This is a genomic window from Stutzerimonas azotifigens (genome assembly GCF_013522725.1).
GTDB lineage: Bacteria > Pseudomonadota > Gammaproteobacteria > Pseudomonadales > Pseudomonadaceae > Stutzerimonas > Stutzerimonas azotifigens_A.
Genome location: NZ_JAAMRF010000001.1, coordinates 330,603 through 344,535 on the forward strand (window position 1 = coordinate 330,603; position 13,933 = coordinate 344,535).

Sequence of the window (13,933 nt, forward strand, 5' to 3'; positions counted from 1 at the left end):
ACGGGGCCAAAAGCCTCGCGTCTGAGCTGGCAGGTGTTGCTCGCCTGCCATGTCGAGCACCCGCTCGACCAACGGCACAGAATCCCCCTCCGGTTTCTGCCCGTCTGGCTGAAGGGTTTCACACGCACCGAATACGGCGGTCGTGACAGGTTTTTGCTGCGATTTTGGAGAAGGCGTTAATGGCGCAACACGATAGCGAAGCAGTGGATATGGTGTTGGTGGGAGCCGGCATCATGAGCGCTACACTGGCGGTGCTGCTGAAGGAACTTGACCCTGAAATCCGTCTCGAGATCGTCGAGCTCCAGGAGGCTGGAGCTGTCGAAAGCTCCAATCCCTGGAATAACGCCGGTACCGGTCATGCCGGTTTGTGCGAGCTGAACTACACCCCTGAAGCGGCCGACGGCTCGATCGACATAAAGAAAGCGGTCACGATCAACACCCAGTTTGAAGTCTCCAAGCAGTTCTGGGCTCACCTGTGCGGTCGAGAAGGCTTCGGTTCGGCCAAGACCTTCATCAATGCCGTTCCGCACCTGAGCTTCGTTCGTGGTGCCAAGAACGTCCCCTACCTGCACAAGCGCTACGAGGCGCTGCGCAGTCATCACGCCTTCGCCGACATGGTCTACACCGAGGACCGCGCCACCATGGCCGACTGGATGCCGCTGATGATGCCGGGCCGCGCGCCCGACGAGCCGATCGCCGCGACCCGTGCCATGAACGGTACCGACGTGAATTTCGGTGCGCTGACCAACCAGTTGCTGCAGTACCTCGCTCTCAAGCCGGGCGTTACCGTTACCTATAACCATCGCGTCACCGACCTCGAGCGCAGCGGCAAGGGCTGGCGAGTGAAGGTCAAGGACAGCCGCAGCGGCGGTGAACGTGATATCCAGGCCGGGTTCGTCTTTCTCGGTGCCGGCGGTGGTGCGCTGCCGCTGCTGCAGATGTCGGGTATCAAGGAAGGCAAGGGTTTCGGCGGTTTCCCGGTCAGCGGCCAGTGGCTGCGTTGCGACAATCAGGAAATCGTCAAACAGCACCAGGCAAAGGTCTACAGCCTGGCCGCGGTTGGCGCCCCCCCGATGTCGGTGCCGCACCTCGACACCCGGGTGGTCGATGGCAACAAATCGCTGCTGTTCGGACCTTATGCGGGCTTCACCACCAAGTTCCTGAAGTACGGTTCGCCGCTCGACCTGCCGATGTCGATTCGGCCGAGCAACCTCAAGCCGATGCTGGCCGTTGCACGCGACAACATGGACCTCACCCGCTACCTGATCCGAGAAGTCCGCCAGTCGATGCAGGATCGCCTGGACACGCTGCGCGGCTTCTACCCCGAAGCCAAGGCCGAGGACTGGCGCCTGGAAGTGGCCGGTCAGCGCGTGCAGATCATCAAGAAGGACCCGAAGAAGGGCGGCATCCTGCAGTTCGGTACCGAACTGGTGGCGGCCCGTGACGGCAGTATCGCGGCCCTGCTGGGCGCCTCCCCGGGCGCCTCGGTCACCGTTTCGATCATGCTCGAGCTGATCGAGCGCTGCTTCCCGGAAAAAGCCCAGTCGCAAGCCTGGGCGAGCAAGCTGGCGGAAATCTTCCCGGCTCGCGAGAAGCTTCTGGCCACCGACGCCGAGGTCTATCGGGAAGTCACCGCGCGTTCCGACGAGCGCCTGGGCCTGTCCTACTGACAGGCCTCCGGCGTTTCCAGGCGGTCGGCCCGGGAGCGCCGAAGCTGCTGCGCTGGTGTCGGCTCGATTGCCGGCGTCCTGTCCGTTTCGGTTACGATCGGCTCGCTGTCAGCGGCCGGTCCGTCTGGCTATACTGCGGCCCGTTCCTTCCCAACCCTCACCTGGAGTAGACAGCATGCTGCAACGCCTGTTGTTCGGTCTTGTCACGGTAGCGGCGCTCGGCCTGGTCGGCTGCGCCCACAGCCCCCAGCAGCTCGATCCGCATCCCAAGCTCACCGGCACCATCAATCCGGTCGGTCAAGGCCAGCCGGTCATGGTGCGCGTCGTGGATGGTCGTCCCTCGTCGACGCTCGGCACCCGCGGCGGCCTCTATCCCGAGACCAGTGCGGTCATCGTTCCGGCCGACAAGGTGATACCCAAGCTGCAGGCCCAGGCCGAAGCCGCGGTTCGCCTGCTCGGTTTCACGCCGTCGGCCAATGCCTTCAATGCGCCTCAGCTGACCCTGACCCTCGCGGACCTGAAGTACCAGTCGCCCAAGGAAGGCCTATACGTTACCGAAGCCACGATCGGCGCCACCTTCCGCGTCGATGCGCAGAACGGGGGCCGACGTTACAACGGTCGCTACGGGGCGACGCTGAACCAGCGCTTCGGCATGGCGCCGAACGAGCAGACCAACACCAAGCTGGTCAGCGAGGTACTCAGCGATGCGCTGACCCGCGTCTTCAACGACCAGAACATCGGTCAGCTGTTGGCCCAGTGACCTGAGCCCGTCCTCGAAAGCCCGCTCTCGAGCGGGCTTTTTCATGGGCGAATGCTTGCCGGTGCGCAATGCAAACGCCCCGCAGGGGCGGGGCGTTTTGCAGGGTAGGGGAGCGGTCAGCGCACGCCGGCGTTACGCAGTGCTGCCGGGGTGTACTGGTTGGAATGCGCCTTATAGTTGTAGGTGTAGGGGTTGCGCTCCTCGTTTTTCATACCCATCACCAGATAGCGACCGGAGATCAGGTCGTAGAGGGTTTCCATCGCGTACAGCGGAACCTGCACGTTATAGAAATACAGGGCATGCGCCTCGGCTACACGCCAGAGCTGGCCGCGGCCGTCGTAATGGTCGACGATCGCTGCCTGCCAGGTGTCTTCGTCGATGAAGAAGTGGCGCTTGGCATAGATGTGGCGTTCGCCGCTCTTGAGCGTCGCTTCGACCTCCCACACGCGGTGCAGCTCGTAGCGGGTCAGGTCCTGGTTGATGTGGCCGGCCTTGACGATATCGCTGTACTTGAGCTGCGGCGAATCCAGGCGGTAGGAGTTGTAGGGGATGTACAGCTCCTTCTTGCCCACCAGCTTCCAGTCGTAGCGATCCGGGGCGCCGTTGAACAGGTCCAGGTTGTCGGAGGTGCGCAGGCCGTCGGCCGCGGTGCCGGGGCCGTCATAGGCCACCTGCGGGGCGCGGCGCACACGGCGCTGGCCGGCGTTGTAGATCCACGCCATGCGCGGTTCCTTCACCTGATCCAGGGTCTCGTGGACCAGCAGCACGTTACCGGCCAGGCGCGAGGGTTCGGTGACCTGTTGCTTGAAGTAGAACAGGACGTTGCCGTGCTTCTCTGGGCTGTAGTCGGTCAGGGTGTTGGCGTAGATCACCTCGTCGACGAACTTGACCAGGCTGAAGTTGCCATTGACCTGCGGGGTGGCCTGGGCGACTACGCGCCGTGCCGAGCCGCCGCGATAGCGGGTGATGTGGTTCCAGATGACTTCCAGGCCGTCCTGGGGGATCGGGAAGGCGACAGCGGTATCGAAGTTTTCCAGGCCGTTGCCGCCGCGGACCAGGTTGGTGCGGGTGGCGTTGCGCTTGGCTGCCTCGTAGATGCTCTGAGGCATGGCGGCGCTGCGGCGGGTCTCGAACACCGGCATCCGATACGTGTCCGGATAGCGCTTGAACATGGCGAGCTGGCCAGGCGAGAGGTTGTCCTTGTACTGGTCGACATTCTCGGCGGTGATGACGAACTTGGGTTTGTCATTCGGGAAAGGGTCGGTCACGAAGCCGGTGTCGGTGACAGGTGCGGCGTTCTCCGGCAAACCGCCTGTCCACTCCGGAATGGTGCCTGCGGCGTTGCCCGCCTTTTCCGCGCCTATCGGCGTGAGGCTGGCGCCCAGCTTGGCCGCATCGGAATCCGATACCGCCGCCATGGCGCTGGCAGCCAGCAGAGAGAGAGTGAAAGCCCCCGTTTTCAGCATTATTCGTTTCATTTGTTCTTATTCCTGTAATCCTGAAGCGCATTGACCATCGTGCCGTCGTTATTCAGTCGCAGGGCCGGTGGCGCCGAAGGGGCGTCACGGGGTCTTGGCCTGATAGCGGGCGTTCCCGGGGCTTCTGGCTGTTCCGCCTGGCATGTTCACATGCTCTGGATAGGCCCTTCGGGGGTTTTGAGGGTGCAGCCGGGCGCCACTATAGTCAAGGACGCCACGGCTTAGGAACGACCATAAACGAGGCAAATGCCGCCTGAATGGTCACGGTCGGTCTGTCGGCAGGAGGGAGGTGGCGCCCCGCGCGAGCGTCGCCAGGCGTCGGGGTCAGCCGTTCCGGCGGATCTGGTACTGGTTGCGAACCGGGGTGGCGTACTGCTCGACAAGATATGGCTGCTGCGCGCTCGGGCAGGCCGCCAGACGCTTGCTCCACTCGGCATGGGCACGCTGCAGTTCATGCTCGCCGAACAGCGTGGCGGCGTCCGGCACCTCCAGTGCGGGGTCCTTGCCAGCCCACATGTGATAGGCCAGGTAGTTCACCGGGAACAGGCGGTAGTTGCCGAGGATCTCCCGATCCAGCGCCACCGCGAACTGCTTGGCATCTTCGGGGACGCGCTCCATCGGGGCGCCGAAATGGACGTGTACCCGTCCTTTGTAGCCGGTGATGCCCAGGGCGATGCTGGCATCGTCTTCGCCCGGCGCCTTGGTGTAACTGCCGGTGGTGGAGCGGATGTAGAGCTCACGTGCCTTGGCCTGGTCGCACGGGTCGTATTCGTAGCTGATCGAGACCGGCGTTGGGTGCAGTTCGGCCATCGCCTCGGCGAAGGGCGCGTCCTTGCGGCTCATGTGCAGCATCTTGAGAATCGCCGAGTCGGTTCGATCGTCCCCGTCCTTGGCGCGCCCTTCGGCTTGGGCGATCCAGACCGACTCGCCGTCATGGCGGATTGAATGATTGATGTACGCCGAGAGCATTTGGTACGCCGCGAGCTTTTCACGCCTGCCGGTGATCGAACGATGAACGATGAAGCTCTTGTTCAGGCGCATCAGGTCGCTGACGAAGGGGCGCTGCAGCAGGTTGTCGCCGATGGCGATGCGCGGCGTGCGCAGGCCTGCCTGGTATACGGCGTAGTTGACGAACGCCGGGTCCATCACGATGTCGCGGTGGTTGGCGAGGAACAGGTAGGCGCAGCCACGCTGCAACTGTTCAAGGCCTGAATAGGTGATACCGTCTGTAGCGCGCTCGATGGTGCGGTCGATATAAGGCTCGATCTTCTCCTGCAGCGCGTCGACCGTCGCCAGCCCGGCGAACTCCTTGCGCAGGCGATGGGCGATCAGGGGCTTGAGCGCCCAGCCAAGGGTTCCCGCCAGACGGGGAAAGCGAAACCTCGCGAGAATCGCGAGAAAGGTCTGGTCGTTGAACAGGCGCGCCATGACAGTGGGGACTTCGGCGTCAGCGTAAGGTCGGATGGCTTCGAATTCGTCCATCATGCTCTCTTTGAGGTAACGGCGTGGCCGGCGCGTATGTAGGGCCGGTAACTAGACGGTCATTATACCGACAAGTCACACAGGAGACCGGTGATGCTGGAAACCCAGGACTACGCATGCCCCTATTGCGGAGAACCGGTCGAGGCGGTGCTCGATCTGTCCGCCGGGGATCAGCAGTACACCGAAGACTGCCCGGTGTGCTGCCGGCCAATCGTATTCGACCTGCGCACCGATGGTGTCGACTGGCAGCTGGCTGCGTTGCGGGAGGATGAGTGATGCGGCGCATCTACGAACCACGCGATTTGCTGGAGGCCCAGATGCTGGTCGGCATGCTCGCTGCGGAGGGCATCATGGCCTTCGTTTCCGGGCAGCACCTGATCGGCGCGATAGGCGAGCTGCCTGCCGCCGGTTTGCTGGGATTGCAGGTGGCCGAGGCGGATGCAGAGCGGGCGCGGACGTTGATCGCCGAGTACAATGGCGCCGATCCCTTGCCCGGTGACGAGCCGGAAAGCTATCCGGGCGAGCTGATCTGCTGACCGCCCTCCGTTCATCCCCCGCCCGATGAGTTCTGCAAAATGTGTGGCCGCTTCGCCTTTTTTCGCTGGAATCCCGACTTTGCGCAATTGCCGGGGTTTCCCGCCGATCAGCAACCTCACTGGAGCCTGGCGCCTGGCGCTTCGGTCCTGCTGCTGCACGACGCCGGCGAGGGCACGCGGTTGAACCGGGTGCGCTGGGGTCTTACCCCCGCCTGGCTTTCCGATCTCTCCCGCACGCCGGCCCAGGCGCGCGCCGAAACCCTGGCCGAGCAGCCGATGTTTCGTGATGCCTTTCGCCAGCGGCGGGGGCTGCTGCCGGCCAACGGCTTTTACGAATGGCGTGGCAATCAGCGCAAGCGGCCGTTCTGGATGACCGGCGAGGACTCGATTCTTTATTTCGCGGCCCTGTGGGAGGCCTACCCGGTGCAGGGTCATACCTACCTGAGCGCGGCGGTGGTGACCCTGCCTGCGGCCAGCCTGCGCCGACCGCTGATTCTCGATGCGGCCGGGCAGGCCGCCTGGCTCGATCCGCGTACGCCCCCGAGCGAACTCGACGCGCTACTCGCCGCTCCGCAGCAGCCACTGCGCGAGCGCCCGCTGGCGACGCTGGTCAACGACCCAAACCTCGACAGCCCGGAATGTCTGACGCCCGCCAACTAGGGCGTCAGACCTTGAACTGATTGATCAGGCGGCGCTGCTGCTCGGCCAGCTTGGTCAGGCCTGCGCTGGCACGGCTGGCCTCTTCGGCGCCCCCTGCGACTTCCTGGGCGACCTGGCCGATGTTGCTGACGTTGCGGTTGATGTCCTCGGAAACCGCGCTCTGCTGTTCCGCGGCGCTGGCGATCTGGGTATTCATGTCGTTGATCACCGACACGGCCTGGGTGATCGACTCCAGGGCGCGGGCCGCCTCGCTGGCCTGCTGCACGCTCTGTTCCGTACGCAACTGGCTGTTTTCCATGACCTGAACCACACCGCGGGTGCCTTCCTGCAGCTGCTGGATCATGCTCTGGATTTCGCCCGTGGCCTGCTGCGTCTTTTGCGCGAGGTTGCGCACCTCGTCGGCCACCACGGCGAAACCACGGCCCTGCTCGCCGGCGCGCGCGGCCTCGATGGCCGCGTTGAGAGCCAGCAGGTTGGTCTGCTCGGCGATGCTGCGGATGGTGACCAAAATGGTGTCGATATTCTCGCTGTTCCGGGCCAGTGTCTGCACCACGCCCACCGCGCGGCCGATCTCGCCGGCCAGATCGCCGATGGTGCCGGCGGTTTCCTGCACGACCTGCTTGCCCTGGCGTGCGGCCCGGTCGGCGTTGTTGGCCGCTTCGGCCGCTTGCGTGGCGTTACGTGCCACATCCTGGGCGGTGGCGGTCATCTCGTGGACCGAGGTGGCGACCTGTTCGATCTCGGCCAGTTGCTTCTGCACCCCCTTGTCGGTGCGAATGGCAATGTCGGCGGTATTTTCCGAGGCGTCGCTGACCTGCTGCACCGAGCCGACCACGTTGCCGATCATCGTTTGCAATTTTCCGAGAAACGCGTTGAAGCCCTTGGCGATCTGCCCCAGCTCGTTGCGGCTGTCGACGTGCAAGCGCTGTGTGAGATCACCGTCGCCCTGGGCAATGTCATCCAGCATGACCACCATCTGGCGCAGCGGGCGGGTCAGACGATGGCTGATGATCCAGACGAGGGCCAGGCCGGCAGCGGCGACCAGCAGGCCGATCACCAACATGCTGATCAGGTTGCTGTCATGGTTGGAGGAGAGGGTATCGATCAGTTGCTGGTGTTCCTGCATCACCACGGCGATGGGCATTTCCAATGCCAGGGTCCAACGCGCATCGGTGCCGGAGAAGCTGAACGGCAGGAACAGCTCGATCAGCCCCCGCGGCTGGTCGATCTGGTAGAGGTATTCCCCGGCCTTGAGCTGCTGCGCATGGGCCAGGTCCTCAGGCTCGAGCACATCGCTGGCGGGTTTGCCGATCATGGACTTGTCGCGCGAGTAGGCGGCCAGACGGCCGTTGTTGGAGATCAGCGAAATCTCGCCGGCGCCGCCGTAGAGCTGTCCGTTGGCTTCGATGAGCAGTTGCTGGATGAAGTCGACCTCGAGGTCCGCGCCGATGATGCCCTGAAACTGGCCGTCAATCAGGATAGGGGCGTTGAAGGAGGCGAGCAGGGTGGTCTTGCCGCCTGCCTCGTAGGGCGCAGGGTCGACGACGCAGGGCTTGAGGGTTTCCTTCGGGCACAGGTAATACTCGCCGGCGCGCACGCCCGTGGGCAGCATCGAGGTGTTCTCGATCTCCGTCAGCGTGTCGAGGGCGAGCTTTCCGCCGACGTCGCGGTGCAGCCAGGTGGCGAAGCGGCCGTTGAGCATGCCGGGCGCATCGCGGCGGTACATGATGTCGTTGGCGTCGATGGCGTTCGGTTCCCAGGCGATGAAGATGCTCTGCAGTACCTGGTTCTGGTCGAGGGTTTCTCGAGCCAGGTTGATCAGCTCCTCGCGGCGCAGGTTGGCCAGCGGCATGCCGTCGTCGCCGGTCTTGCCTGTCAGCGAATTGACCCGGGCGAGTTCGGCGGTGATCAGCAGGGGCGTCTGCAGCTGTGACTGGATACGGCTGATCTGCAGCTGGGCGAGGGCCGTGACGCGCTGCTCGACCATGGTCTTGGTGATCGCGCTGGTACGGGATTCGACGAGCGCCTGGGTGCGCTCACCGGAGTACATCACATAAAGCAGTAGGGCCGCGATGATGGCGACGATGCTTGCGCCGGCGAGTGCGGCGAATGCGGTCTGAACGGATCGGAACATGACGAACAGCCTTCTTATGGGTATGGCCCGTTATCGGCTGTCGTCATGAAAACTGAAATTTTGCGATACAAAGAGCGGGCGGCGCGCTTGCCGGGGTCACTGGCCGGTTCTAGCATACGCGCCACGTTTTATGGAGAAGCGCCATGTTCAAGCCACACTCTCTGTCGATGCTGATCGGCGCCGCGTTGCTGGCGGGCTGCCAGGCGGTAAACACCACCAGCGGCGGCGCTATCGGGGTCGATCGCAAGCAGTATATGTTCAGCATGCTATCGACCGAGCAGGTCAACCAGATGTATGCGCAGTCGTACCAGGAAACCCTTCAGGAAGCATCGAAGAAAGGCGTGCTGGACAAGAACAGCGCCATTTCCAAGCGCGTCAATGCCATCGGGCAGCGCCTGATCGCCAAAGCACCGGTGTTCCGCCCCGACGCGGCCCAGTGGGCCTGGGAAGTCAACGTGATCGACAGTCCCGAGCTGAACGCCAACTGCGGCCCTGGAGGCAAGATCATCTTTTACACCGGGCTGATCGAGAAACTGAACCTCACCGACGATGAGATCGCGGCGGTGATGGGGCATGAGATCGCCCATGCCCTGCGCGAGCATGGACGAGAGGCGATGTCCAAGGCCTATGGCGTGCAGATGGCCACCCAGCTGGGTTCCGCATTCGGCCTTGGTGACGGCAGCTTGCAGCTTGCCAACATGGGCGTGGAGTACCTGATGACGCTGCCCAACAGCCGTGCCAACGAGAATGAGGCCGACCTGATCGGCCTGGAGTTGGCCGCCCGTGGTGGTTACAACCCGAACGCGGCTGTCACGCTATGGGAAAAGATGAACCAGGCAGGCGGCTCGGCTCCGCCGGAATTCATGAGCACCCACCCGTCGTCCGGCAGCCGTATCGCCGCGTTGCAGGCGAACATCCCAAAAGTGATACCCTTGTACCAGCAAGCCCGCACGGGCAGCTGATCTCAGGGGCAGCCGCTCATGCCAGCGGCTGCACCTGCGCAAGGGGCGCTTCCTGAGGCATCAGGGAGCGTCCGCCATCGAGGTCGAACAGCGAATTGAGCTCTTCGATATCCCCAGCCGGGTTGAGCGTCCAGATCGACATCGCGGCGATTGCCATGATCTTGTCGCTCGGCTGACGCCCGAACGCCGGCTTAACCAGCGTGCCGATCAAGGTGCTGGAGGTGACGACCTTGTTGCCTTCGCTGAGGCACTCGTCGATCACCACTTCAAGATCCGGCATTGCCTCGCGTATGTCCCGCACGATCTGGGCGAACCCGGCGCTATCCAGCGGTTGCAAGGCCAGGGAACTCTTGTAGGTGAAGTATTTGCTTTGCAGCTGTTCGGCCAGAGCCAGGCGACCCTTGTTCCAGCTAAGGTCGATGTGAGTTCGGACCCGCTTCTTGCAATCATCCGGTGACATTGCAGCTTCTCTCCTGGGGTTCGGCTGCGGCATGCGATCAAGCATGTCGCAGCGTCCCTGGGTTCGGATAGTCGTGCCGGCAGTCAGAAAGGCAGCATTCCACTGAGGCTCAACGCTTTATAGGTGGCATACAAGGCTAGTCCAGCGAACGCTGCAGCTGCTATGCGACGAATGAGCGTCAGCGGCAGACGATCGGCTGCAAAGTTGCCCGCCAGAACCACTGGCACGTTGGCGACCAGCATGCCCAGTGTGGTGCCGAGGATAACCAGAATGAATTCCGGATACTGTGCGGCCAGCATCACAGTTGCGACCTGGGTCTTGTCACCCATCTCGGCGAGAAAGAAGGCGATCAGCGTGGCGAAGAAGGGGCCGTAGCGGCGTCCGCGGGAGGCCTCGTCTTCGTCGAGCTTGTCGGGAATCAGACTCCAGACGGCAACTGTGGCAAAGGCTGCCGCCAGGATCCAGCTCAGGGTGGTTTCGGAGAGGGCACTCGATACCCAGTTGCCGATCAGGCCGGCGAACAGATGGTTGGCCAGCGTGGCGACGACTATTCCCGCGATGATCGGCCAGGGTCGTCGGTAGCGCGCCGCCAGAAGTAATGCGAGCAGCTGCGTTTTATCGCCAATCTCGGCGAGGGCAACGACCAACGTGGGTATGAAGAAGGATTCCAAACGAGTTCCGAAAGGGGCGGGCCGACATTTCACCATGACATGCACGACCTGCCCGCCCCCGGGATCAGGTGTTCATGTCATGGGTCTTGTCAGGCCAGGCGAAGGCTGTAAGGCAGCTTCGCTGGTCGCGGGCGCCATGGTCTGCGGACCAAGTGTGTTGACGCACGCCGGGCGGGCAAGGTGCTCGCCGAGACTACTCCCCCAGGACGGGCGCGAGTTTGCCCAAGCACACCCGGTTGTGCAACAGGCTAACGCCGTTTGGCCCGGTAAATCCGGAAGCCGTCGGCCTCACTCAGTGTCTGGCAGGGGCCCAGCGCCGCCTCGATCAACGGGGGGTATCTGAGAAACGCATTGGCCACCAGGCGCAGCTCGCCGTTGGGAATCAGGTGGGCCGCAGCGCGCTGGAACAGGGTTTCGCTGGCTTGGTAATCGGTATGCACACCCTGGTGGAAGGGAGGATTGCTGACGATGGCCGCAAGGCCCATCGGTGCGCCGTCGATCCCGTCGGCGGCGATGACTTCGGCCTGCAGCTGATTGGCAGCGAGGGTCATGCGGCTGCTCTGCACGGCAAAGGCATCGACATCCAACAACACCAGGTCGCTCTCGGGGTAGCGCCGCTTGAGGGCGCTGCCGAGCACGCCGGCGCCGCAGCCGAAGTCCAGTATCCGGCCGCTCGGCAGGTGTTCGAGCTGGGTCAGCAGCAAGGCGCTGCCGCGATCCAGCCGCCCATGGCTGAATACGCCGGGCAGGCTCACGACCTCCAACGGGCCATCCGGCAGATCGAGAGTGAAATGGCGCGCAAGTTCTTCGAGCACCGGGGCGGCGGGGGCGTCTCTCACCATCAGCTGCCAGAGCTGGCAATGGCGCGCACTATCGAGCTTGCGTGGGGTGCCGAATTCCTCGAGTTGGCGGGCGGCACGTTCGATGCCGCCGCGTTTTTCGCCGACCAGGTAGAGAGGCTTGTCGGCCAGCCGGCTGGCCAGCGCGCGCAGCAGGTAGTCGCTCAGCTCGCGCGATTTGGGCAGGAACAGCACGGCGGCGTCGAAGGGCTGCGGCGGCGGGGTCACCCCGAACAGGCAACGCTCCCCAAAGCGCGCCTGTAGGCGCAGCTGGTCGCCGGCATGCCAGCTCCAGCCGCTGGCGTTCGGCAGGTGGCCGAGCAGGTCGTCGGCCGGCAGGCCCGCCAGCAACAGGTTGCCGCCGAACAGCTCGGCCTGGCGCAAGATGACTTCGCTGCGCGGATCCATGGCGACTCCTCTGAAAAAGCGGCGAAGCTTATCAGCCTTGCCGCCGCTGCGGCATGCCTACCCGCGCGATCAGCTGACCTGGCGTTTGGGCTCTCCGGCGAAGAAGGCGCTGGCGTTCTCGGCCAGCTGTCCAACGATACGCTGGCGGGCTTCGCGGCTGCCCCAGGCACTGTGGGGAGTGATGATCAGACGCGGAATGTCCTCGGCCAGCAGCGGGTTGCCATTGACTGGCGGCTCCACCGTGAGCACGTCAGTCGCCGCGCCGCCCAGGTGGCCGCTGCGCAGGCTGTCGGCCAGCGCCTGTTCATCGATCAGCCCGCCGCGTGCGGCGTTGATGACGAACGCGGTAGGCTTGAGCAGTGCCAGCTCGCGGGCGCCGATCAGGTTGCGGGTCGCTTCGGTCAGGGGGCAATGCAGGGTCAGGGCGTCTACCTGCGGCAGCAGTTCGTCCAGCGAAAGCCTGTCGGCGCGCTCCGGACGGCCCGGCAGGTTGCCGATCAGCACGCGCATGCCGAGCGCCTCGGCCAGCCGTGCGACGGCGCTGCCCAGCTCGCCGTGGCCGAGCAGGCCCAAGGTCTTGCCTTCGAGCTCGACGATGGGGAAGTCCAGCAGGCAGAAGTGGCCTGTCTCCTGCCAGCGACCGGCCTGTACCGCGCGCTGGTAGTCGGGCAGCCGTATGGCCAGCGCCAGCAGCAGGGCGAGGGTGTGCTGGGCCACCGTCGCGGTGCCATAACCCTGGCAGTTGCACACGGTGATCCCCTGTTCGCGCGCCGCGTTCAGGTCGATGTTGTTCACACCCGTGGCGCTGACCAGGATTAGCTCGAGCGTCGGGCAGGCGGCCAGCACCTCGGCGCCGAGTGCGATCTTGTTGATGATCGCCACCTGAGCGCCCTGCAGCCGTTCGACGATGTCCTGTGGGGCGGTGTGCTCATGGCAGATCAGCTCGTCGAACACGCCCTTTAGCGATGACAGGTCGAGGTCGCCCTGGTCCAGCGGGGCGAGGTCGAGGAAAACGGCGCGGCGATTGGTCATGACTGTACCTTTTGTTGTGGCTCTGGCTGGTCGAGAATGCCAACCGGTGTTGAGCGGAGCGTGAGACATGTACTGGATGGAATTTCTGACCGTGGCCCTGGTGCATCTGCTGGCCGTCGCCAGCCCGGGCCCGGATTTCGCGGTGGTGGTGCGTGAAAGCGTCACCCAGGGGCGGCGCGTGGGCAGCTGGACGGCGCTGGGGGTGGGCAGCGGCATCCTCGTGCACGTCGCGTATTCGCTTCTGGGTATCGGCCTGATCGTCTCGCAGTCGGTGATGCTGTTCAACCTCTTCAAATGGCTGGCGGCCGGTTATCTGTTGTATCTGGGCGTGCGCGCCCTGCGTGCTCGCCCCATGGGCGTCGGTGCGCTGGAGCCCACGTCGGAACAGCCTCAGGTTTCGTGGCAACGGGCCTTCGTCACCGGTTTCGTCACCAATGGATTGAACCCGAAGGCGACCCTGTTCTTTCTTTCCCTGTTCACCGTAGTGATCAGTCCGCAGACGCCGCTTGCGGTGCAGGCCGGTTACGGCGTCTACCTCGCCGTCGCGACGGCGCTCTGGTTCTGCCTGGTTGCCTGGCTGTTCAGTCGCCGGCGCGTTCGCGCGGGTTTCGCCCGCATGGGGCACTGGTTCGATCGCCTGATGGGCGCCGTGCTGGTGGGGCTGGGCGCGAGGCTGGCGCTGACCGAGCTGCGCTGAAAGTTCTACAACCTGTGTCGGTGGGGAATCGCGCGGCATGTTGCGAGGTCGAGATGGCTGCTGGCCAAAATCGCACTTTAGACGGGTTCAACGGCGTTCGACCGCCCACTAGAGTGCGGGCAACAACTCCAATAAAAAGGAATG

General features: G+C 64.0%; 14 protein-coding genes. 7 read left to right on the forward strand and 7 right to left on the reverse strand.

Annotated elements, in window-relative coordinates; translation table 11 throughout:
- Positions 1-164 precede the first annotated feature (164 nt).
- Positions 165-1,670 carry a malate dehydrogenase (quinone) gene (gene mqo, locus G7026_RS01550; RefSeq protein WP_258190138.1) on the forward strand — a complete coding sequence of 502 codons (1,506 nt, stop codon included), beginning with the start codon at positions 165-167 and terminating at the stop codon, positions 1,668-1,670.
- 175 nt (positions 1,671-1,845) lie between these two features.
- The gene (locus G7026_RS01555) at positions 1,846-2,430 is read left to right on the forward strand and encodes a YajG family lipoprotein (protein ID WP_181068885.1); all 585 of its coding nucleotides are present in this window, start codon (positions 1,846-1,848) and stop codon (positions 2,428-2,430) included.
- Between the two features lie 116 nt (positions 2,431-2,546).
- Here the strand turns inward: G7026_RS01555 and G7026_RS01560 are convergent, their stop codons facing one another.
- Complete coding sequence (locus G7026_RS01560; RefSeq protein ID WP_181069225.1) at positions 2,547-3,896, reverse strand: DUF1329 domain-containing protein; 1,350 nt, start codon at positions 3,894-3,896, stop codon at positions 2,547-2,549.
- Positions 3,897-4,232: 336 nt separating this feature from the next.
- On the reverse strand, positions 4,233-5,393 hold the full coding sequence (locus G7026_RS01565; RefSeq protein WP_181068886.1) for a 1-acyl-sn-glycerol-3-phosphate acyltransferase: 1,161 nt from the start codon (positions 5,391-5,393) through the stop codon (positions 4,233-4,235).
- 90 nt (positions 5,394-5,483) lie between these two features.
- On the opposite strand from G7026_RS01565, the gene G7026_RS01570 reads away from it, so the two are divergent.
- From G7026_RS01570 to G7026_RS01580, 3 genes are read left to right on the forward strand one after another with little or no spacing between them, the layout of a single operon-like run.
- The gene (locus G7026_RS01570) at positions 5,484-5,666 is read left to right on the forward strand and encodes a CPXCG motif-containing cysteine-rich protein (RefSeq protein ID WP_181068887.1); all 183 of its coding nucleotides are present in this window, start codon (positions 5,484-5,486) and stop codon (positions 5,664-5,666) included.
- Entirely contained in the window at positions 5,666-5,926 is a 261-nt protein-coding gene (locus G7026_RS01575; protein ID WP_181068888.1) for a putative signal transducing protein, read from the forward strand. The genes G7026_RS01570 and G7026_RS01575 overlap by 1 nt, the downstream gene beginning before the upstream one ends.
- A 39-nt stretch (positions 5,927-5,965) precedes the next feature.
- On the forward strand, positions 5,966-6,586 hold the full coding sequence (locus tag G7026_RS01580; protein ID WP_181068889.1) for an SOS response-associated peptidase: 621 nt from the start codon (positions 5,966-5,968) through the stop codon (positions 6,584-6,586).
- A gap of 4 nt (positions 6,587-6,590) precedes the next feature.
- On the opposite strand, the gene G7026_RS01585 is transcribed toward G7026_RS01580, so the two are convergent.
- A complete protein-coding gene (locus G7026_RS01585; RefSeq protein WP_181068890.1) occupies positions 6,591-8,720 on the reverse strand; it encodes a methyl-accepting chemotaxis protein in 2,130 nt (709 codons plus the stop codon).
- Between the two features lie 143 nt (positions 8,721-8,863).
- Here G7026_RS01585 and G7026_RS01590 point away from each other — a divergent pair, with 143 nt between their 5' ends.
- Positions 8,864-9,682: a M48 family metallopeptidase gene (locus G7026_RS01590; protein WP_181068891.1), complete on the forward strand. Its 819-nt coding sequence runs from the start codon at positions 8,864-8,866 to the stop codon at positions 9,680-9,682.
- A gap of 16 nt (positions 9,683-9,698) precedes the next feature.
- On the opposite strand, the gene G7026_RS01595 is transcribed toward G7026_RS01590, so the two are convergent.
- The 4 genes from G7026_RS01595 to G7026_RS01610 all read right to left on the reverse strand — a co-directional run bounded on the left by G7026_RS01595 (position 9,699) and on the right by G7026_RS01610 (position 13,092).
- Positions 9,699-10,142, reverse strand: a complete 444-nt coding sequence (locus G7026_RS01595) for an ester cyclase (protein WP_181068892.1) — start codon at positions 10,140-10,142, stop codon at positions 9,699-9,701.
- Between the two features lie 83 nt (positions 10,143-10,225).
- Positions 10,226-10,813, reverse strand: a complete 588-nt coding sequence (locus G7026_RS01600; RefSeq protein WP_181068893.1) for a TMEM165/GDT1 family protein — start codon at positions 10,811-10,813, stop codon at positions 10,226-10,228.
- A 248-nt stretch (positions 10,814-11,061) separates the two neighbouring features.
- A complete protein-coding gene (locus tag G7026_RS01605) occupies positions 11,062-12,060 on the reverse strand; it encodes a class I SAM-dependent methyltransferase (RefSeq protein WP_181068894.1) in 999 nt (332 codons plus the stop codon).
- A gap of 69 nt (positions 12,061-12,129) precedes the next feature.
- Positions 12,130-13,092, reverse strand: a complete 963-nt coding sequence (locus G7026_RS01610) for a 2-hydroxyacid dehydrogenase (RefSeq protein WP_181068895.1) — start codon at positions 13,090-13,092, stop codon at positions 12,130-12,132.
- Positions 13,093-13,159: 67 nt separating this feature from the next.
- On the opposite strand from G7026_RS01610, the gene G7026_RS01615 reads away from it, so the two are divergent.
- On the forward strand, positions 13,160-13,789 hold the full coding sequence (locus G7026_RS01615; protein ID WP_181068896.1) for a LysE family translocator: 630 nt from the start codon (positions 13,160-13,162) through the stop codon (positions 13,787-13,789).
- The last annotated feature ends 144 nt before the right edge of the window (positions 13,790-13,933 follow it).

Bases quoted from the DNA above. Each gene is read 5' to 3' on its own strand.
- G7026_RS01555 (WP_181068885.1), top strand. From the start codon at position 1,846: ATGCTGCAACGCCTGTTGTTCGGTCTTGTCACGGTAGCGGCGCTCGGC.
- G7026_RS01560 (WP_181069225.1), bottom strand. From the start codon at position 3,896: ATGCTGAAAACGGGGGCTTTCACTCTCTCTCTGCTGGCTGCCAGCGCC.
- G7026_RS01565 (WP_181068886.1), bottom strand. From the start codon at position 5,393: ATGATGGACGAATTCGAAGCCATCCGACCTTACGCTGACGCCGAAGTC.
- G7026_RS01570 (WP_181068887.1), top strand. From the start codon at position 5,484: ATGCTGGAAACCCAGGACTACGCATGCCCCTATTGCGGAGAACCGGTC.
- G7026_RS01575 (WP_181068888.1), top strand. From the start codon at position 5,666: ATGCGGCGCATCTACGAACCACGCGATTTGCTGGAGGCCCAGATGCTG.
- G7026_RS01580 (WP_181068889.1), top strand. From the start codon at position 5,966: ATGTGTGGCCGCTTCGCCTTTTTTCGCTGGAATCCCGACTTTGCGCAA.
- G7026_RS01585 (WP_181068890.1), bottom strand. From the start codon at position 8,720: ATGTTCCGATCCGTTCAGACCGCATTCGCCGCACTCGCCGGCGCAAGC.
- G7026_RS01590 (WP_181068891.1), top strand. From the start codon at position 8,864: ATGTTCAAGCCACACTCTCTGTCGATGCTGATCGGCGCCGCGTTGCTG.
- G7026_RS01595 (WP_181068892.1), bottom strand. From the start codon at position 10,142: ATGTCACCGGATGATTGCAAGAAGCGGGTCCGAACTCACATCGACCTT.
- G7026_RS01605 (WP_181068894.1), bottom strand. From the start codon at position 12,060: ATGGATCCGCGCAGCGAAGTCATCTTGCGCCAGGCCGAGCTGTTCGGC.
- G7026_RS01610 (WP_181068895.1), bottom strand. From the start codon at position 13,092: ATGACCAATCGCCGCGCCGTTTTCCTCGACCTCGCCCCGCTGGACCAG.
- G7026_RS01615 (WP_181068896.1), top strand. From the start codon at position 13,160: ATGTACTGGATGGAATTTCTGACCGTGGCCCTGGTGCATCTGCTGGCC.